An 18,639-nucleotide genomic window follows, 5' to 3' on the forward strand; every position below is an offset into this window, starting at 1 on the left:
GGCATGCGAGGCCCCATTGGACGAAAAGTGCACCTAACAGAGTACGCCAGAGTTCACCGGCGGGATAACCGACCTGTGCAGTTCACCCGACCGCGAAGCGATCGGGGAACTCACGCTCGGTCACGCAAGACCTTGAACTAGTCGATCACCCGGGAGCGGGCCGCAAACTGCCGGTCCGCCGCCGACGCATCCTTCAGCGCCTGGAGCTGGGCGGCGACGGCCGACGGCGCCGTCCCTCCTTGGGAGGCCCGCGAATTGAGCGACCCCTCGACGGTGAGCACCTCGCGCACCGCCGGAACCAGGTGCTCGGAGATCGCGGCAAAGTCCTCGTCGGTCAGATCCCACAGTTCGCAGTCCTTCTCCTCGCACACGCGGACGGCGTCGCCCGCGATCTCGTGTGCGACGCGGAAAGGCACGCCCTGACGTACAAGCCATTCGGCGACGTCGGTGGCCAGCGCGAAGCCCTGGGGCGCCAATTCGGCCAAACGGTCCGTGTTGAATTCCAGCGTGTCGATCATGCCGGAGACCGCCGGGAGGAGGGTTTCGAGCTGATCGATCGCGTCGAAGATCGGCTCCTTGTCCTCCTGCAGGTCCCGGTTGTACGCGAGGGGCAATGCCTTGAGGGTCGAGAGCAGACCGGTCAGGTCGCCGATCAGGCGCCCGGCCTTGCCTCTGGCCAGCTCGGCGATGTCCGGATTCTTCTTCTGGGGCATGATCGATGACCCCGTGGAGAAGGAATCGTGCAGTTTGACGAAGGAGAACTCCTTGGTGGCCCAGAGGATCACTTCTTCGGAGACACGAGACAGGTCCACGGAGATCATGGCCGAGATCCAGGAGAATTCCGCGTAGACGTCGCGGCCTGCCGTGCCGTCGATCGAGTTGTGGGTCGCCGAATCGAATCCGAGCTCCCGAGCGACGGCGTTGGGGTCCAGCCCCAGCGAGGAACCCGCGAGCGCGCCCGACCCGTAAGGCGAGACCGCCGCACGGGAGTCCCAGTCGCGCAGGCGTTCTAGGTCACGGGACAGCGCCCAGGCGTGGGCCAGGAGCTGATGCGACAACAGAATGGGCTGCGCGTGCTGGAGGTGCGTGCGCCCCGGCATCGGCGCATAGGGGTGGCGTTCCGACTGGGACACCAGGGCGTCGATCACGCCCAGGACCCCTTCGGCAAGGATGGAGGCGTGGTCGCGCAAATACATCCGGCCGAGGGTGGCGATCTGGTCATTGCGCGAACGTCCTGCCCTCAGCTTGCCGCCGAGATCGGGGCCGGCACGCTCGATGAGCCCCTTCTCCAGGGCACCATGGACGTCCTCGTCCGAGACGGCGGGTTGGTAGGCTCCGGTCCGGACGTCCTGTTCGAGCCTGTCCAGGGCATCGATCATTCCCGAGAGCTCCGCGTCCGAAAGAAGGTTCTTGGCGTGCAGGACCCGGGCGTGAGCACGCGAACCGGCGATGTCATAGGGTGCGAGTCGCCAGTCGAACTGAGTCGACTTGCTCAGCGCCGCCAGGGCGTCGGATGGCCCTCCGGCAAAACGACCGCCCCAGAGAGCACCTTCGTTGGTTCCGTGCTTGTCCTGCTGTGAAGTCACCATTCGCCTTTCTTCCGCGTCCGCCTCGGACGCGCGCACGTGATCCGCCTCCGCCCGTCGGCCTGGGCAGACGGGCGGAGGCGGAAGATCTTGCTCGTTACAGTCCCAACCGCTGGTCGCGCGACGAGGCGACCTTCGATGACATCCCGAAGAGCTCGATGAAGCCACGCGCATGGGACTGGTCGAAGCTGTCGCCCTCATCATAGGTCGCCAGGTTGAAGTCATACAGCGACGTGTTGGACCGGCGCCCCGTCACGGTGGCCCGGCCGCCGTGCAGGTCCATCCGGACCTCTCCGTTGACCATCTTCTGGGTGTCCTCCACGAACACGTCCAAGGACTTCTTCAGGGGAGAGAACCACTGGCCGTCGTAGACCAATTCGGTCCACCGCTGGTCCACGGTCTTCTTGAACCGGGCCTGTTCGCGCTCGATCGTCACGTTCTCGAGTTCCTTGTGCGCGGCGATGAGAGCCATTGCCCCGGGAGCCTCGTAGATTTCGCGGGACTTGATGCCCACGAGCCTGTCCTCGACGACGTCGATCCGGCCGATGCCCTGGGCTCCGGCCCTGCGGTTCATGATCTCGATGGCCTCGAGGGGAGTCACGGATTCGCCGTCGATGGCGACCGGGACACCCTGGTCGAAGGTGATGGTCACTTCGTCGACGGCCGGCGGGAAGGTCGGGTCATCCGTGTAGTCGTAGACGTCCTTGGTCGGCCGGTTCCAGATGTCTTCCAGGAAACCGGTCTCCACTGCCCTGCCCCACACGTTCTGGTCGATCGAGAATGGGTTGGATTTGGTGGTGACGATCGGCAGGTCGTTGTTCTCGGCGTAGGTGATGGCCTTTTCCCGCGTCAGGGCGAGGTCCCGGACGGGAGCAATGCACTTCAGGTCGGGCCCGAGGGTCTGGATGCCGACCTCGAAACGCACCTGGTCGTTGCCCTTGCCCGTGCAACCGTGAGCGACCGTGGTGGCGTTGAACTGCTTGGCCGCTTTGACCAGGTGCTTGACGATCACCGGCCGAGACACGGCGGAGACCAACGGGTAGGCGTCCATGTACAGCGCATTGGTCTTGAGTGCCGGCATGCAGTATTCGGTCGCGAACTCCTCCCGAGCATCCGCGACATAGGCCTCAACCGCACCGCAGTCCAGGGCTCGCTGCCGGACCGTCTCCAGGTCTTCTCCGCCCTGCCCGACGTCGACCGCCACGGCAATGACTTCGGCACCGGTGGCTTCTCCGATCCAACCGATGGCCACGGAGGTGTCCAAGCCTCCGGAATACGCAAGTACAACCCGATCCGTCATGGGGTGTGCCCTTTCTGCTCGTGCTCCCCCAGTGCGTGCACCGGAGGTCTGTCATGTCATCTTGTATGACTATACAGCATGAATTGTATTTATACACATCAGCGTCGGTGCACCGTGGCACCCTCAGTCCGAAACCCGGGCTCGAACTGCACGAGCCCTCCCCCCTCGTAGCCCATGGGCGGAGCACATCCTGTAGAGTTATTCTGAATAGCTCACAATAAGAGGATGGTTCTTTCGATGACCGACAGCAGTGACAACGCGAGCGAGTTGAGCGACCAGGAGCTGGAGGCTCTGCACCAGATCTTCGACCTGGCCCGCGAAGGACAAACCCAGCAGCTCGCCACCGTCCTCGACCAGGGTGTCCCGGTGAACCTGACCGACCCCAAGGGTGACACTCTGCTCATCCTGGGCGCCTACAGAGAGCACCCGGACGTCGTCGCCTTGTTGCTCGAACGTGGCGCCGATGTGGACCGTCTCAATGATCGGGGGCAGACGGCCCTGGCCAGTGCGATCTTCCGGAACAATCGCGAGATCGCCGACGCACTCCTGGACGCCGGAGCCGACCCCTCCCTGGGATCGCAGTCGGCCGGAGCGATCGCCGAATTCTTCGATATCGACGACATGAAGGCCTTGCTCCGCGAACGCGGCATTCTCTGAACCTGCCCGTCGTCCACCAGTCGCCCAGTGATCACCTCACCGGTCTACTCGGACCACTCCAGGAACCGTTGCGCGAGTCTCTGGCCCCCATTCGGGTCCCGGGACACGACCATGACAGTGTCGTCACCGGCTATCGTGCCGATGGCTTCGGGAATCTCCGTGTGATCCAGTGCCGACGCGAGGAACTGGGCGGCGCCGGCCGGCGTCCTGAGCATCACAATGTTCCCGCTGGCCTCGGCCATGATCAGCAAATCGCGGAACAGCCCCTTGAGCCTGTCGGGAGCGTCCCGTTCCTTGACAGGGTCGATACCGGCCACCGAATAGATCAGCACCCCATCGGTACCGCGGATCCGTTCGGCACCGATTTCGACGAGGTCACGCGAGAGCGTCGCTTGCGTGACCTGGACCCCGTCCTTCTCCAAATAGTCCGCAAGCTCTGATTGGGATCGGATCTTGGCCGTCTCGAGCAGGGAGATGATGCGGGCCTGGCGTGCAGCCTTGGTCGAGGGGATTCCCATGTCTAGCGTCGTTCCTTTCCGGCGCGTGAAGTCTCCAACAACCATGTCATCAGGGCCTTTTGCGCGTGCAACCGGTTCTCGGCCTCGTCCCACACCACCGAGGACGGCCCGTCGATCACCTCGGAGGTGACCTCGAACCCGCGGAAAGCGGGCAGGCAGTGCATGAAAATGGCCGAGTCCTTGGCCTTCGCCATGGACTCACCTGTCACTCCGTACGGAGCAAAGATCTTCCGGCGCTGTTCGGTTTCGTCTTCCTGACCCATCGAAATCCAGGTATCCGTGACGACGACGTCGGCACCGTCCAGGGCGGCGTCGACATCTTCGGTCACCAGAACCGAACCACCGGTCTCTTCGGCCCGGCTGCGCGCGGAGACCAGAATGTCCTCGCGGGGAAGGTACCCCTTCGGGCCGGCAATACGGACGTTCATCCCTGCCGTGACGCCGCCCAGAAGGTAGGAGTGGGCCATGTTGTTGGCCGCGTCCCCCACATAGGCCAGGGTCAGGCCTTCCGTCCGGCCGAAGCTCTCCCGAACCGTCAGGAGGTCGGCCAGGATCTGGCACGGGTGGTAGTCGTCCGAGAGCGCGTTGATCACCGGAACCGTCGAGTTCTCGGCCATCTCCTCCAGCCCGGCCTGTTCGAACGTTCGCCAGACGATCGTCGAGACCATACGGGACAAGACGTGTGCCGTGTCTGCGATCGACTCCTTGTGGCCGAGCTGCGATTCGCCCGGATTCACGATCAGCGGGTTGCCACCGAGATCGCTGATGCCGACGCCGAAGGAGAAACGCGTTCGTGTGGAGGTCTTGTCGAAGATGACCGCGACCGACTGCGGTCCGGCCAGGGGTTTCTCGGACCAGCGATCTGCCTTCATCCTCTCGGCGAGGTCGAGGACGGTCTTCTGCTCGTCCGGGGAAAGGTCGGTGTCCACCAGGAAATGGCGTGTCATGGTCTCAATTCTTTTCTGGGTCAATGATTCGGTCGCGCACCGTGGCTTCACACGGAGCGGACGGCGTCCAGGATCGTGGGGAGCGCCTCGAGGAACGCGTCGATGTGCGCTCCCTCGATCACCAACGGGGGCGCCAGGCGCAGGGTCGCGGGTCCGGTGGCATTGATGATGAACCCACGGTCACGGGCTTCTGAAACGACGGCCGGGGCCGGGGCGTCGGTCGAGAACTGCGAGAGGTCGAGATCGATGCCGATGAGCAGCCCCTCTCCCCGAACCTCGGCAACCCCATCGATCGGGGCCAGGCCGTCGCGAAGTCCTTGGCCGACGGTCCGAGCGCGCTCGAGCAGGCCCTCGTCTTCGATGACCTGAATGGTCGCCAGGCCCGCCGCCATGGCCAGAGGATTGCCTCCGAAGGTCGTCCCGTGATTGCCGGGACCGAGAACGCGGGTCGCCTCCGGGGTCATCACCAGCATGGCACCGATCGGGAAACCTCCCCCGAGGGACTTCGCCAGCGTGACGACGTCGGGAGTCTGCTCGCCCGTGAGCACATCCTGGCTCGCGAGCCAGCGTCCCGTACGCCCCATACCGGTTTGGACCTCGTCGACCACCAGGAGGGCCGCATGCTCCCTGGTCAGTCGCCGGGCCGCCGCCAGGAATCCCTCCGGGAGAGGATGGACCCCGGCCTCGCCCTGGATGGGTTCGAGGATGAGGCCGGCGACGTCGTCGTCGAACGCCGCTTCGAGGGCCTCGGTGGTCGGTTCCACGAAGTCGACGCCGCCCGGCAACGGCTCGAACGGGGTCCGATAGGCCTCTTTGGAGGTTGCGGCCAGCGCGCCGGCCGTCCGACCGTGGAAACCGTGATCGAGGGCGAGGATGCGCTTCTTGGCCGGCGTCGCCGAATTCCCGTGGGACCTGACCAGCTTCAACGCGGCCTCATTGGCTTCGGTTCCGGAGTTCGTGAAGAACACCTTCCCCGAGGACGGGGCACCGGTGATGTTCAGGAGCTTGTCGGCCAGCGACACCTGTTCCGGTGTCGTGAAGAAGTTGGAGACATGCCCCAGCCGACCGGCCTGACGGGATACGGCCTCGACCCACACGGGGTGACCGTACCCCAGAGCGTTGACCGCGATGCCGCCCAGGAGGTCGACGTAGGTGCGGCCGTCCGCGTCCGTCACCGTCGCCCCCTTGCCCGAGGTCAGGACAAGGCTCGGATCGCCGAATACTCCCAAGAGATTCTCGCGGTAGTCGTTGAGCAATTCCTGCTGGTTCATGAGGTTTCCTCCTCGGTCGTCCGGAACGGGTTGACCAGAACGAAATCGGCCAACGGTTTGGGCTCCGTTGCCTCCCCCGTGACCTGGGTTCCGATCCCGGAATCCGTAAAAATTTCCAAGAGCGGTGAATGGGCACGTCGGCCGTCGACGATCGACGCCGCGGGGACACGGTTCTCGACGGCCGCCAGGCAGGCGCTCATCTTGGGGATCATGCCTTCCGAGAGGCTGGGAATGATCCGCCGGAGTTCTCGGGCCGTCAGCGAGCTGATCAGAGAATCCCGATCCGGCCAGTCGGCGTACAACCCCTCGACGTCGGTCAGCATGACCAGCTTCTCGGCCCCGATCGCGGCGGCAACGGCCGCCGCAGCCGTATCGGCGTTGACGTTGAGGACCTCCCCCGTGGGCGTGTCCAGAGGCATCCCCTGCTCGACGGCTCGCCCGTCGGCCAGGATTTCGGGGGCAATCGAGGAAATCACGGGGATCTTCCCCGCGTCGATCATCGAGGAGATGGCCGTGGTGTTGACGCCAACCACCTCACCGACCAGTCCGAGATCGGTTTCGACCCCGTCCACGACGGTCGTGATGCGCCTGGCCCTCAAGAGCCCGCCGTCCTCGCCGGACATACCGACGGCGTAGGGCCCGTGCTGGTTGATGAGCCCGACGAGCTGCCGGGCGACCTGTCCGGTGAGAACCATGCGCACCACGTCCATGGCCTCCGGAGTCGTGTACCTGAGCCCGCCGCGGAACTCGCTCTCGATGCCGAGTCTTTCCAGCATGGACGAAATCTGCGGCCCGCCGCCGTGGACCACGACCGGTTTGATTCCCACGGACCTGAGGAAGACCATGTCCTCCGCGAAGGCCTCGCGCAGTTCTTCGTTGATCATGGCGTTGCCGCCATATTTGAAGACCATGACCTTGCCCGCGAACCGCTGGATCCAGGGCAAGGCTTCCATGAGCGTGCCGGCCTTGCTCTGCGCCGAGGCGTACCGCATGTGATCGCTCTGTTGTGGCACCGTAGTCACCCCTCCTAGCTCGAGTAGGCCGAGTTTTCCTCGACGTAATCGTGGGTCAGGTCGTTGGTCCAGATGGTCCCGGATTCGGATCCGGCACCAAGGTCGATGACGACGTCCACCGTGCGGTCCGCGGCCAGGTCGACCAGCGACCGGTCCTCACCGATGGCGCCTCCCCGGCAGACCATGACTCCGTTGATGGATACGTTGACGTCCGAAGGGTCGAAGTCCACCGACGTGGTCCCCACCTCGGAAAGGACGCGCCCCCAATTCGGGTCGTTGCCGAAGATCGCGCACTTGAAGAGGTTGGACCGTGCCACGGCACGGGACACCTCCAGCGCCTGGGCCTCCGAGGCGGCCCCGGCGGTGGTGACGTGAATATCGTGGCTGGCCCCTTCGGCGTCGCCGATCAGCTGGAGGGCCAAACTCACGCAGACCCGCGTGAGGGCGTCCGTGAACTCTTCCTGTTCGGGGACCGCGCCGCTGGCACCCGAGGCCAACAGCGCGACGGTGTCGTTCGTGGACATGCAACCGTCCGAGTCGGCCCGGTCGAAGCTGCGCTCCGTGGCCGAGCGCAGGGCCGCGTCCAGGTTGTCCGCTGACATCGAGGCATCGGTGGCGAGGACAACGAGCATCGTCGCCAAGCCTGGGGCCAGCATTCCGGCGCCTTTGGCGATCCCTCCGATACGCACGGGCCCCTGTTCGGTCTGAAGCGTCACGGAGGCCTTCTTGGACACGGTGTCGGTGGTCATGATGGCCGACGCCGCGGCGTCGTCGTGCTCGGGTCCTTCCCCCAGCGAGCCGGCCGCGTCCCGAAGCCCCGGCAGCAGCAGATCCATCGGCAGTTGCTCGCCGATGAGACCGGTCGAGCAGACGAGCACATCTCCCGCGGCCGCATCGGTCAGCGAGGCGACTTCCTCGGCGGTCCGGTGGGTATTGCGGAACCCCTCGGTCCCCGTGCAGGCATTGGCCCCACCGGAGTTGAGAACGACGACGTCCACGCGCCCGTCACGCACAACCTCGCGAGACCACTCGACCGGCGCCGCGGCGAAACGATTCGTAGTGAACACAGCCGCGGCAGTGAATTCGGGGCCCACGTTGCGCACGAGGGCGACGTCCTTCCCACCGCTGGCCTTCAACCCCGCGGACACCCCGGAATATTCGAAGCCGCGGATTCCGGCCAGCCCGTTCTCGACGTCGATCTCCGCAGCGTTCTTCGGTTCTGAACTCATGGCACGAGTCCTTCCTGGTCAAGGCCCGTGGTCTCCGGGAGGCCCAAGGCAATGTTCATCGACTGGACGGCACCGCCCGCGGTGCCCTTGGCCAAGTTGTCTATCGCGCACGTGACAATCACGCGCCCGACATGCGCATCGAGCGCCAGTTGCATCACGGCGTGATTGCTGCCCTGCACCGACTTGGTGGTCGGCCACTGGCCTTCTGGGAGCACATGGACGAACGGTTCGGAGTCGTACGCCGCATCCCAGGCGGCCCGAAGGTCGTCCTCGCTGGTACCAGGGCGGATCCGGGCCGTCGCTGTGGTCAGAATGCCGCGAGGCATCGGAGCGAGGGTCGGGGTGAAGCTCACGCTCACGGACTCGCCCGAAGCGTCGCCGAAGCCCTGCTCCATCTCGGGCGTATGGCGGTGCACGCCGCCGACACCGTACGGAGACATCGACGACATGGCTTCGCTGGCCATCAGGTGCGGTTTGGTGGCTTTGCCGGCTCCCGTGGTTCCGGACGCGGCCACGATGACGATGTCCTCCGGGTCGAGCAGGCCGGCGGCGAGACCGGGGGCCAACGCGAGCTGAGCGCTCGTGGGGTAACAACCCGGCACGGCGATCCTCGAAACACCGGCCAAATCTTCTCGTTGTTTGGTCGGCGATCCTGTCTGGAACGGCGCGGTAATCAGTTCGGGCAGACCGTACGGCCAATGGCCTGCGTGCTCCGTTCCGTAGAAACGGGCCCAGGCGTCCGGATCCCGCAGGCGGTGGTCCGCCCCGGCATCGATGACGAGGGTCCCTTCTGGCAGTTCGGCCGCCACGGGGCCACTGGCTCCATGGGGCAGGGCAAGGAAGACGACTTCGTGCCCGGACAAGGTCGCCGGGCTGGTCTCCTGGACCGTGAGGTCGGCCAGGGATCGCAGGTTCGGGGCCAGCTCTCCCAATCGCGTGCCCGCGCTGGAATGTGCGGTCACGGTGGTCACGTCCACCTGGGGATGTTGGGACAAGAGGCGGAGGACCTCTCCGCCTGCGTAGCCCGTGGCACCGGATACTGCTACCGAAAATGTCATGACGACACTGTACCGCAGATTTATACATGGGTCTAAATCTTTATGCATAGGGCGGCTAGGATGGCCGCGAGATCACTTCACGACCGAAGGAGTTGGCTTTGTCAGAGCAGATACCGGAGTCCATGACCGCAGTCGTCGCGCCGTCCAGCGGTGGGCCGGAGGTCTTCGAAGAGAGGACCGTGCCCGTTCCTGAGCCTTCGGGCACCCAATTGCTGGTCAGAACCAAGGCCACGGGCGTGAACTTCATCGAGACCTATCAGCGCTCGGGCGTGTACGACGTGCCCTACCCCTTCGTCCCGGGCAGCGAGGCCGTCGGCGTCGTCGTGGCGGCCGGGCCGGGGGCCGGCAATGCCGCGGTGGGCGATCGCATCGCGACGAGTCAGGCCGCGGCCACATACGCCGAATATTTCTTGGTGGATGACGACAAGGCCGTGAGGATTCCGGAGGGCATCGATCCGGTCGACGCCGCCTGCTTGCCTCTCCAGGGCGTCACGGCGCACTACTTGGTTCGATCCACCTACCCGGTCAGTGCATCGGACACGGTTCTGTTCCACGCGGGTGCCGGCGGAGTCGGCGGCCTGGCCATCCAGATGATCAAGAACCTCGGGGCACGGGTGATCACCACGGTGTCCTCGGACGAGAAGGAACGGATTGCGCTCGGCCATGGGGCCGATCACGTGGTGCGCTACGAGGACTTCGCGGATCGGACCCGCGAGCTGACGGACGGCCGCGGCGTCGACGTCGTGTACGACTCGGTCGGGAAGACGACGTTCGAGGACTCGCTGACAACCCTGAAGCCGCGTGGAATGGCTGTCCTCTTCGGAGGCGCGAGCGGCCAAGTACCGCCATTTGACCTTCAGCGGCTGAACTCGATGGGTTCACTGTACGTAACGCGTCCGTCGACGGGGGCGTACCTGCGCGACCGGCGCGAACTCGAGTGGCGCATGGGCGAGCTCTTCGACGACATCCTCGCCGGGCGGCTGAAGATCTCCCACGACCAGAGCTTCCCGCTCACGGATGCCGCCGGCGCCCACGAGTACCTCGAAGCCAGAAAGACTCGCGGCAAGGTTCTCCTGGAGCCCTGAGCCGGTAGCCGGTAGCCGGTTGCCGGTCGACTCAGCGTGGGGCACGAAGCCCATGTCCCGAAACCCGTGACGGGACACGCACGAAGGACCGCCCAGCGAATGCTGGGCGGTCCTTCGTTGCTTCTCCGACATGGGGTCATCGAGCCGACGACCACGCCTGTTCCTAGGCCTCGATCTCCTCGCGACGTGTCCTGCGCCCGGCGTAGACGGCGCCGGCAATACCGGCGAGGAACACGAGGATCGCACCGGCAATCATCAGCCACCCGTTGCGTTTCTCCGCGGATACGGAATCGTCGGTCACGGGTTTGAGTGATCCCGGGTCGTCCGTCTTGACGACCTTCAGCACGCCGTCGTCCACGGCCATCAGCGCATCGACGTTCTTGGGAAAGTCGTCGTCCTGGGCCCCGGTCTGGGTTCCGCGGAATTGGACCTGCTGCCCCGGCTTGACGTCGATCGGGTCGTTCACGCCACCGTCGAACCGCTGGTAGGACACGTTCGTGTCCTTCGGCAGGTTGCCTTGGTAGACACCGTTGAACGTCTTGGTCTGCAGATCATTGGTCGAGGTCAGGAACTGACCGGAGACCACCCAGGAATGGCCGGCATGCGGAGCGTCCTCCTTCGCCGCGTGCAGCGCGCGAACGCCCCCGTAGGTCAGCAGCCCGGCCAGCAACAGAGCGAGAATGACGATGAGAACCCCCAGCCATCGCCATTTCGACCGGCGGCGGAGATAGCGCCCCGACTGCTCGTCGTCCTCGTCAAAGCCAAAGAAGTCTTCTGACACGATTCTCCTCGTCTACCGGATCATGCTGGGGAAGCCCGGTCTCGTGCGGTGGATTCCGAACAGTCTACCCGCGGAGGACGGCCCCGTGGCGTTGCGAAGCAAGCTCGATCGCGGCCTCTCTGATCTCGCTTGCCTCGTCGTTCGTCAGTGTGCGGTCAGGAGCGCGGAAACGCATGGCGCATGCCAACGATTTCTTGTGCTCTTCGATGCCCGATCCACGGTAGTCGTCGAAGACGCGCACGTCTTCGAGCAACTCGCCCGAGCCTTCACGCAACGTCTTCAGGACATCGGCCGCCGGGATGTCGGCGTCGAGCACCAGGGCGACATCCTGGGTCACCGCCGGGTACCCGGAGATGGCCTCTGCCGAAACAGGTGCACCCGCAGTACGGGCCAGCTCGGTGAAGTCGATTTCGACCGCAACCGTCCTCTCGGGCAGGTCCAAGTCTTTGAGGACCTGAGGGTGCAATTCGCCGGCCCAGCCGACACGCCGACCCTCCGCAACGAAGAGCTCCGCGGTTCTGCCGGGGTGGAAGGCCTGGTGACGTCCCTGGCGGAGGTCCAGACGAACCCCTGCCGTATCGGCCACCATTCGTGCGACATCGAGCGCATCCTGCCAGTCGTACGCGCGCGGGGTTACTCCTGGCGAGACCTGAGCATCGTGGCCGGTCAGGATCGCGGCAATATGGCGCGGCTGCCGCGGCAGACCCGCGTGCAGGTCTGCCAGGACACCAGGATCGGGCTTCTGCCCGACCGCAGGAATGTTCTGCGTTCCCAGGTGTTCACGGGGATGGAAGACCAGAGCCGACTCGTACAGCGCCAGATCACGGAACCCTCGTGAATGGTTGCGCTTGAGCACCTGGACGAGGCCGGGAAGCAACGACGTCTGCAGCGATCCGAAGGATTCGCTGATCGGATTCGCCAGCGCGATGGCCGGGACGGATTCGCCTTCCTCGGGGGTGCCGAAGAGACGGTTGTCGGCCTCGCTGACGAATGGATACGAAGCCACCTCGGTGAGTCCCGCGGCCGCGAGGGCATTGAGACAACGCCGGCGCACCGATTGCTCGACCGTCAGGCCGCGGCCGCTCGGCGGGACAGGAAGGGTGGACGGAATCTTCTCGTACCCGGAGAGCCTTGCGACCTCTTCCGCGAGGTCCTCGGGTTCAAGCAGGTCGGGACGCCATGAAGGCACCGTCACCTGGAGAACGTCGCCCGTGCGGACAACGGTCGCACCGATGTCCTGCAGAATCTTGATGACATCCGATTCGGCAATCTCCATGCCGATGCGTTTGCTCGGATAGTCCACGGCGCAGTGGATTTCGTGCGCGTAGTAGTGGTCGAAGACGTCGGTGACTCCCTCTTCGGCCGTGCCTCCTGCCAGTTCTTCGAGCAGCTCGACGGCGCGCTCGGCCGCAGCGGCGGCAACGAGAGGGTCAACCCCGCGTTCGAAACGCTTGGATGCTTCGGAAGGCAACCGGTGACGACGCCACGTCCGGGCGATCGACACTTCCTCGAACCGCGCCGCTTCCACCAGGATGCGACGGGTCGAAGCAGTCACCTCGGTCGAGGCTCCGCCCATGACGCCGGCCAGACCGATCGGGCCGGTCTCGTCGGTGATGAGCAGGTCCTCGGGGTCGAGGGAACGTTCTTTCCCATCGAGGGTCGTCAGGGTCTCCCCCGCATGCGCACGTCGGACCTCGATGGCGCCGGTCAGTCGATCGGCATCGTAGAAATGCAGCGGCTGCCCATATTCGAGCATCACGTAGTTGGAGATGTCGACCGGAAGTGAGATCGAACGAATCCCAGCGAGCCTCAGGCGAGAGGACATCCACGTGGGTGTCGGAGCCTCGGGGTCCACTCCGGATACCGTCCTGGCCACGAACCGCGTGGCACCCTGACGGTCGTGGATGGGGGCGTCGTCACGGATCCTCACCGGCTGACCCGATCCGTTCGCGGCGGGAGCGCGTTCTGCGAGGTCGGCCGCGGGGTCCACGAATTCCTCGTTGACGGCGTGGCAGTACTCGCGGGCAACGCCACGGATCGAAAAAGCGTATCCGCGGTCCGGCGTCACGTTGATTTCGGCCGCTTCGTCGTCGAGACCAAGCAGTGCCAGCGCGTCCGAACCGATCTCCGGGTCGAGCCCCAGGGTGGACAGCACCAAAATCCCGTCGTGATCATCGCCGATTCCCAGTTCGCGAACCGACGCGATCATTCCGGCGGACACGTGACCGTAGGTTTTGCGGGCCGCAATCGCGAAGTTTCCGGGCAGCACGGCCCCGGGGAGAGTCACCACGACCTTGTCCCCCGGCGCGAAATTGTGTGCGCCGCACACGATGCCCTGGATTCCCGACGGGTCGATGCCCTCTCCGGTCAGGGTCTGTTCCTGGCCTTCGGGAACCACCCGAACCGTGCACCAGTTGACGGTCTTGCCGTTGGAGTGTTCCTCCGGTTCCATCGTGAGCACCTGCCCGACGACGACGGGTCCGGAAATATCGTCCGACGGCCGGTGCACATCTTCTTCCTCGAATCCCACACGGACGAGGGTCTCCATCAGGTACTCCGCGGAGGCGCCCTCGGGGAGGGGCGCATACTCGCGCAACCATGACAGGGGAATACGCATGAACTAAATCTCCATCCCAAAATGCTCGCTGAAGCGAACGTCGCCTTCGATCATGTCCCGCATGTCCGGGACGCCGTTGCGGAACATGAGTGTCCTCTCGACCCCCATGCCGAAGGCGAAACCGGAATACTGGTCCGGGTCGACTCCCCCGGCCCGCAGAACATTCGGGTGAACCATGCCGCACCCGCCCCACTCGATCCATTGCGGCCCGCCCTTGGCGTTGGGGTGCCATACGTCCATTTCGGCGGAGGGCTCGGTGAACGGGAAGTAGTTGGGCCGGAGCCTGATCCTGGCCTCCGCGCCGAACATCTGGCGGGCGAAGTGCTCAAGGGTCCCCTTCAGATCGGCCATGGTCAGGCCCCTGTCCACGGCCAGTCCCTCGATCTGGTGGAACACCGGGGTATGGGTCGCGTCCAGCTCGTCAGTACGGTAAACCCGCCCCGGGCACACGATGTACAAGGGCACATCACGCTGGTGGAGAGCGCGCATCTGGACCGGCGACGTGTGTGTGCGGAGCACGAGATGCGCCTCGGCCGGGTCCACGAAGAACGTGTCCTGGAGCTCTCGGGCAGGGTGGTCCGGCTTGAAATTCAGCGAATCGAAGTTGAACCACTCCGATTCGACCTCGGGGCCGTCCTCGACTTCCCACCCCATGGAAACGAACATGTCCGCGGCCTGCTCCTGCAGAAGAGCCACCGGATGGCGCCCGCCGATGGAGCGATGCCCCGAACCTGCCGTGACGTCCACGGCCTCTTCGACGAGAATCCGCTCCGCATGCTCCGTCTCGAGCTGCTCGTTGCGGGCCTCCAGAGCCTGGGTGATTCTGGCCCGAGTCTGGCCGAGGAGCTTGCCGATCTCCTTCTTGTGCTGATTCGACAGCGAGCGCATCTGCCGGTTGGCGACGCCGACGCCGGACTTCTCCCCCGTGAACCGGAGCCGAACCTGCTTGAGGGCGTCGAAGTCCGGGGTCCGGTTCTCGATGCTCTCGATGGCCTGGTCGACTTCCGCGGAAAATGCTTCGCGAACTCGTTCCAGGCCCCGTTCGGGTTCTGTGTCCAGAACGCCGGCCATGTCTTCGAGCACCGGATCGGGGCCCGGCAATGGCGCGGCGTTGTCCGGCGACGTTTCAGTCATGAACAACTCATCTCTTGGATCTGATTCGTACTGCGGGGTGCTCGAGGGGCGATCGGACGCAGGGCTGCTGATCGACGTGTTCGCTCGAGCACCACCAGTCTAGAGGATATGGAGGCCGCTCAGCTCACCCTGTGGACGAGCGCCTCCACGATCGGCAGGTCCGCCGGGATCCAGCCCAAGTTCCGGATTCCGTCCACGTCAGAAAGGTTCATCCAGCGAAGCTCGCTATGGTCCTCCAGAGGCTCGGGGACGCCTTTCGACACCGAGCCCCAGAAGACCCTCATGGCCATGCGTTCGTTGAGCGGCCACCCCTGGGCGTGCGGTCCCGGAATTTCGGCACCGAGGTCGGCCTCCACCCCCAGCTCCTCTCGCAGTTCCCGGCGAAGTGCTGCCACTGCGTCTTCCCCCGGCTCGGTCTTGCCGCCCGAGAACTCCCAGAGCCCGGCCAGGGCTTCAGGGGCGGACCGACACGCGACAAGCAGACGAGCCGGATGGTCCAGGTCGTCGACGAGCGCGGCGCCGACCACCTGGACCGGATAGGTTTTCTGCGTCATCGGTTGCTTCCCTCGCCGTCGTCGCGCTCCGGCCCCTGGGGGACGTAATTCTCCCGGTAGACGTCCGGCTCAATGTAGATGAGGCGAGCCTCGGGCAGCTCGGACCTGATGCGCGCCTCCGCATCGTTGATCGCATCGACGAGGCCCAGGGTATCGACGCTGCCACCGACCGCGATCTTGGCCGCGACCAGGATCTCCTCGGGTCCCATGTGCATGGTCTTGAGGTGGATCAGCTCGATTCCGTCTTCCGAAGTGACCGCTTCCTTGATGATCCGTTCCTTCTCCGGGCCGGCCGATTCGCAGACGAGCAAGGACTTGATTTCGATGGCCAGGAAGATGGCGACGACGACCAGGAGCACCCCGATCGCTCCCGATCCGGCCGCGTCCCAACGTCCGTCTCCGGTGATCACCGTCATCACGACTCCGACGAGGGCCAGGCAGAGGCCCGTCACGGCGGCGGAGTCCTCCAGCATCACGACCGGCAATTCGGGCGACTTGGCGGCACGGAGGAAACCGAACCAGCTCTTGCGTCCCCTCTTCGTTCGGGCCTCCTTGGACGCCACGAGAAGGGACCGCCCCTCGAGGAGAATCGACCCCACCAGAACCGCGATAGGGACCCACGCCCATGACTCGATGGCGTGGGGTTCGTGCCACTTCTCCCAACCCTCGTAGAGGGAGAAGAGTCCACCGAGGCTGAACATGACGATCGACACCAGGAAGGCGTAGATGTATCGGTTCTGACCGTGGCCGAATGGATGTTCTTTGTCGGCCTTCTTCCTGGACGCCTTGCCCCCGATCAGGAGAAGAATCTGATTTCCTGTGTCGGCGAGCGAATGGATCGATTCCGCCAACATGGACGAGGACTTGGTCAGCAGGTACGCCCCGAATTTGAGGACGGCTATGCCCAAGTTGGCGCCGAGCGCCGCGAAGATCGCTGTGTTTCCGCCTTTGTCTGCCATTCTTTCGCTCCCGGTCGATGATGGGTTCTCAGGGTGAATGCACCTACCGGCGCCGCATCAGTTCCGTCTGGCTCGGGCGCTGGCATAGAGGCAAACGGTCGCGGCCGTGCCCACATTGAGAGATTCGGCCCTTCCGTGGACGGGAACCGCGACGCGAGCGTCCGCCGACAATTTCTCTTCATCGCTCAGTCCCTGGGCCTCGTTGCCGAAGAGCCAGAGCGTGGGTCGACGCAGATCAATGCCGGTTGAGGGCACCTTTTTCTCTCCACCGAGTCGGGCCTGAGCGGCGGCGTCGGCCAGGTCGTCAAGGTCATGGTCCCCGTGCCCGTCGGCGGCGAGGATCATCATGCCGCGATCCCGGGCCCTGCCCACGAGTTCATGAAAGTCCATGCCCGCTGTTACCGGCAGGTGGAACACCGATCCCGCGGTCGACCGGACGGTTTTCGGATTCAGGACCTCGACGCTCCCCTTGGTGGTGACAACCGCATCCGCACCGACCGCATCCGATGCACGAATGAGCGTTCCGGCATTCCCCGGGTCCTGGACCCGAACCATCGCGGAAACCAGTCCGGGGGCAACGTTCGTCGCCCAGGGCCCCGAGCCGAGAACTTCCCGCCCGTGGGCAACGGCCAGTACGCCCTGGGGTGTCAGCGCGTCCGACATCGCCGCGAGGACCTCGTCCGAGACGAGCCGCACGAAGAGTCTCCGCGGTTTGCCCGACGTCGACGGCGCATCGCTCCCCGCGGCCGCCGCGATGGAATCGCTCAGATCAGGGTGGCGCTCGAGCGCGGCTTCGGTGACGTAGACGGCGTCCAGAATCGGCCGGTCGCGGTGAGCGGCCAACGCCTCGCGGACCCCTTGCGGCCCTTCCACCACGAAGAGTCCGGTCTTGGCTCGAGCCCTGGAACGCGCGAGTGCCGCGACGTCCTTGACGCGATCGGCACGTGGGTTGATCAGCGTTCGTTCGCGAGAGAGCAATTCGAAAGTATCCACCGTGTCAGGCTACCCGACGCCGGTTCTCCGTCCGTTGCGGTGACAGAGGTGTGGAGACGAAAGACGCCGCCGCACCGTCACCGGGTCGCTGATCGACCGGGTGGGTGCGGCGGCGTCTATTCCTCGAGTCGAGGCGCCAGACTTCAGGCAGCCTTGGCGGAGGTGTCCTCGGGGAGGTTGTTCTTGGCGATGTCGACGAGCGCCTTGAACGCGGTCGGCTCGTTGACGGCCAACTCGGAGAGCATGCGGCGGTCGACCTCGACCTCAGCGGCCTTGAGGCCCTGGATGAAACGGTTGTAGGTCAGGCCCTCCGCGCGAGCAGCGGCGTTGATGCGCTGGATCCAGAGCCGGCGGAAGTCGCCCTTCCTCTTGCGGCGGTGATCGTAGTTGTATACGAACGAGTGGGTGACCTGCTCCTTGGCCTTGCGGTAGAGCCGCGAGCGCTGACCGCGGTAGCCGGACGCGCGGTCCAGGGTCGTACGACGCTTCTTGTGGGCGTTGACCGCCCTCTTCACACGTGCCACTTGTGCACTCCTATCTGTTCTGCGAACCGCACCCGGGCGGTCCAAAAATGTTGGCGGAACGGCATCAGCCGATCGGGACGAGTGACTACTTGGTCAGCATCTTCTTGATGACCTTGGACTGACCGCCCGTGACGATCTGGTCGCTCGCGAGGCGACGGGTCAGACGGGAGGACTTGTGCTCCAAGTAGTGGCGGCGGTTCGCCTGCTGGCGCTTCACCTTGCCCGTGCCGGTCAGCTTGAAGCGCTTCTTGGCACCCGAGTGAGTCTTCTGCTTCGGCATATCAGCCGTTCTCCTTACGTTTTCTCCCGACACGCTCATCAGGGAGCGCACGGGGTCGGACTTGCAACGACCGTTCAGGCCGCTGCTGACGGGGATCCAGCCGCGGGCAACCTGGTCCGGTCCTGCGACCGAC

General features: G+C 64.9%; 18 protein-coding genes. 2 read left to right on the top strand and 16 right to left on the bottom strand.

Translation table 11 applies throughout. The features are described from left to right. Positions 1-137: 137 nt before the first annotated feature. Both argH and ACTSLZ_RS10540 read right to left on the bottom strand, forming a co-directional pair. A complete protein-coding gene (argH, locus tag ACTSLZ_RS10535) occupies positions 138-1,589 on the bottom strand; it encodes an argininosuccinate lyase (protein ID WP_443094980.1) in 1,452 nt (483 codons plus the stop codon). Positions 1,590-1,683: 94 nt separating this feature from the next. After that, positions 1,684-2,886 carry an argininosuccinate synthase gene (locus ACTSLZ_RS10540; RefSeq protein WP_397555768.1) on the bottom strand — a complete coding sequence of 401 codons (1,203 nt, stop codon included), beginning with the start codon at positions 2,884-2,886 and terminating at the stop codon, positions 1,684-1,686. A 237-nt stretch (positions 2,887-3,123) separates the two neighbouring features. Here ACTSLZ_RS10540 and ACTSLZ_RS10545 point away from each other — a divergent pair, with 237 nt between their 5' ends. Beyond that, positions 3,124-3,543 carry an ankyrin repeat domain-containing protein gene (locus ACTSLZ_RS10545; RefSeq protein WP_443094981.1) on the top strand — a complete coding sequence of 140 codons (420 nt, stop codon included), beginning with the start codon at positions 3,124-3,126 and terminating at the stop codon, positions 3,541-3,543. A gap of 44 nt (positions 3,544-3,587) precedes the next feature. Here ACTSLZ_RS10545 and ACTSLZ_RS10550 read toward each other — a convergent pair whose 3' ends face one another. The 6 genes from ACTSLZ_RS10550 to argC are packed head-to-tail and all read right to left on the bottom strand — an operon-like array spanning position 3,588 to position 9,579. Continuing rightward, positions 3,588-4,061, bottom strand: coding sequence for an arginine repressor (locus ACTSLZ_RS10550; protein WP_129315468.1), 474 nt, complete (start codon positions 4,059-4,061; stop codon positions 3,588-3,590). A 2-nt stretch (positions 4,062-4,063) separates the two neighbouring features. After that, positions 4,064-5,008, bottom strand: coding sequence for an ornithine carbamoyltransferase (gene argF / locus ACTSLZ_RS10555; protein ID WP_129315467.1), 945 nt, complete (start codon positions 5,006-5,008; stop codon positions 4,064-4,066). A gap of 47 nt (positions 5,009-5,055) precedes the next feature. After that, positions 5,056-6,279, bottom strand: a complete 1,224-nt coding sequence (locus tag ACTSLZ_RS10560) for an acetylornithine transaminase (protein ID WP_443094982.1) — start codon at positions 6,277-6,279, stop codon at positions 5,056-5,058. Next, a complete protein-coding gene (gene argB / locus ACTSLZ_RS10565; RefSeq protein ID WP_129315482.1) occupies positions 6,276-7,271 on the bottom strand; it encodes an acetylglutamate kinase in 996 nt (331 codons plus the stop codon). Before argB ends, ACTSLZ_RS10560 begins: the two co-directional genes overlap by 4 nt. Before the next feature lie 35 nt (positions 7,272-7,306). Further along, positions 7,307-8,521: a bifunctional glutamate N-acetyltransferase/amino-acid acetyltransferase ArgJ gene (gene argJ / locus ACTSLZ_RS10570; RefSeq protein ID WP_443094983.1), complete on the bottom strand. Its 1,215-nt coding sequence runs from the start codon at positions 8,519-8,521 to the stop codon at positions 7,307-7,309. Further along, positions 8,518-9,579 carry an N-acetyl-gamma-glutamyl-phosphate reductase gene (gene argC, locus ACTSLZ_RS10575; RefSeq protein WP_443094984.1) on the bottom strand — a complete coding sequence of 354 codons (1,062 nt, stop codon included), beginning with the start codon at positions 9,577-9,579 and terminating at the stop codon, positions 8,518-8,520. The genes argJ and argC overlap by 4 nt, the downstream gene beginning before the upstream one ends. A gap of 122 nt (positions 9,580-9,701) precedes the next feature. Between argC and ACTSLZ_RS10580 the strand changes: the two genes are divergently transcribed. After that, positions 9,702-10,664, top strand: coding sequence for a quinone oxidoreductase family protein (locus ACTSLZ_RS10580; RefSeq protein ID WP_443096131.1), 963 nt, complete (start codon positions 9,702-9,704; stop codon positions 10,662-10,664). A gap of 163 nt (positions 10,665-10,827) precedes the next feature. Here the strand turns inward: ACTSLZ_RS10580 and ACTSLZ_RS10585 are convergent, their stop codons facing one another. From ACTSLZ_RS10585 to rpmI, 8 genes are all read right to left on the bottom strand, one after another. Beyond that, positions 10,828-11,445 (bottom strand): hypothetical protein, encoded by a 618-nt coding sequence (locus ACTSLZ_RS10585; protein WP_129315463.1) that lies wholly within the window; start codon positions 11,443-11,445, stop codon positions 10,828-10,830. A gap of 64 nt (positions 11,446-11,509) precedes the next feature. After that, positions 11,510-14,062 carry a phenylalanine--tRNA ligase subunit beta gene (pheT, locus tag ACTSLZ_RS10590; RefSeq protein ID WP_443094985.1) on the bottom strand — a complete coding sequence of 851 codons (2,553 nt, stop codon included), beginning with the start codon at positions 14,060-14,062 and terminating at the stop codon, positions 11,510-11,512. A 3-nt stretch (positions 14,063-14,065) separates the two neighbouring features. Continuing rightward, positions 14,066-15,196, bottom strand: coding sequence for a phenylalanine--tRNA ligase subunit alpha (gene pheS / locus ACTSLZ_RS10595; protein WP_129315461.1), 1,131 nt, complete (start codon positions 15,194-15,196; stop codon positions 14,066-14,068). Between the two features lie 119 nt (positions 15,197-15,315). Then, positions 15,316-15,750, bottom strand: a complete 435-nt coding sequence (locus ACTSLZ_RS10600; protein ID WP_443094986.1) for a (deoxy)nucleoside triphosphate pyrophosphohydrolase — start codon at positions 15,748-15,750, stop codon at positions 15,316-15,318. Continuing rightward, positions 15,747-16,709, bottom strand: a complete 963-nt coding sequence (locus tag ACTSLZ_RS10605; protein ID WP_443094987.1) for a cation diffusion facilitator family transporter — start codon at positions 16,707-16,709, stop codon at positions 15,747-15,749. Before ACTSLZ_RS10605 ends, ACTSLZ_RS10600 begins: the two co-directional genes overlap by 4 nt. A 57-nt stretch (positions 16,710-16,766) precedes the next feature. Next, positions 16,767-17,702, bottom strand: a complete 936-nt coding sequence (locus ACTSLZ_RS10610) for a TrmH family RNA methyltransferase (RefSeq protein ID WP_443094988.1) — start codon at positions 17,700-17,702, stop codon at positions 16,767-16,769. 143 nt (positions 17,703-17,845) lie between these two features. After that, complete coding sequence (gene rplT, locus ACTSLZ_RS10615; RefSeq protein ID WP_129315457.1) at positions 17,846-18,226, bottom strand: 50S ribosomal protein L20; 381 nt, start codon at positions 18,224-18,226, stop codon at positions 17,846-17,848. Between the two features lie 85 nt (positions 18,227-18,311). After that, positions 18,312-18,506, bottom strand: coding sequence for a 50S ribosomal protein L35 (gene rpmI / locus ACTSLZ_RS10620; protein WP_129315456.1), 195 nt, complete (start codon positions 18,504-18,506; stop codon positions 18,312-18,314). Positions 18,507-18,639: the final 133 nt, after the last annotated feature.

Source organism: Rothia koreensis (genome assembly GCF_052232265.1).
Classification (GTDB): domain Bacteria; phylum Actinomycetota; class Actinomycetes; order Actinomycetales; family Micrococcaceae; genus Rothia; species Rothia koreensis.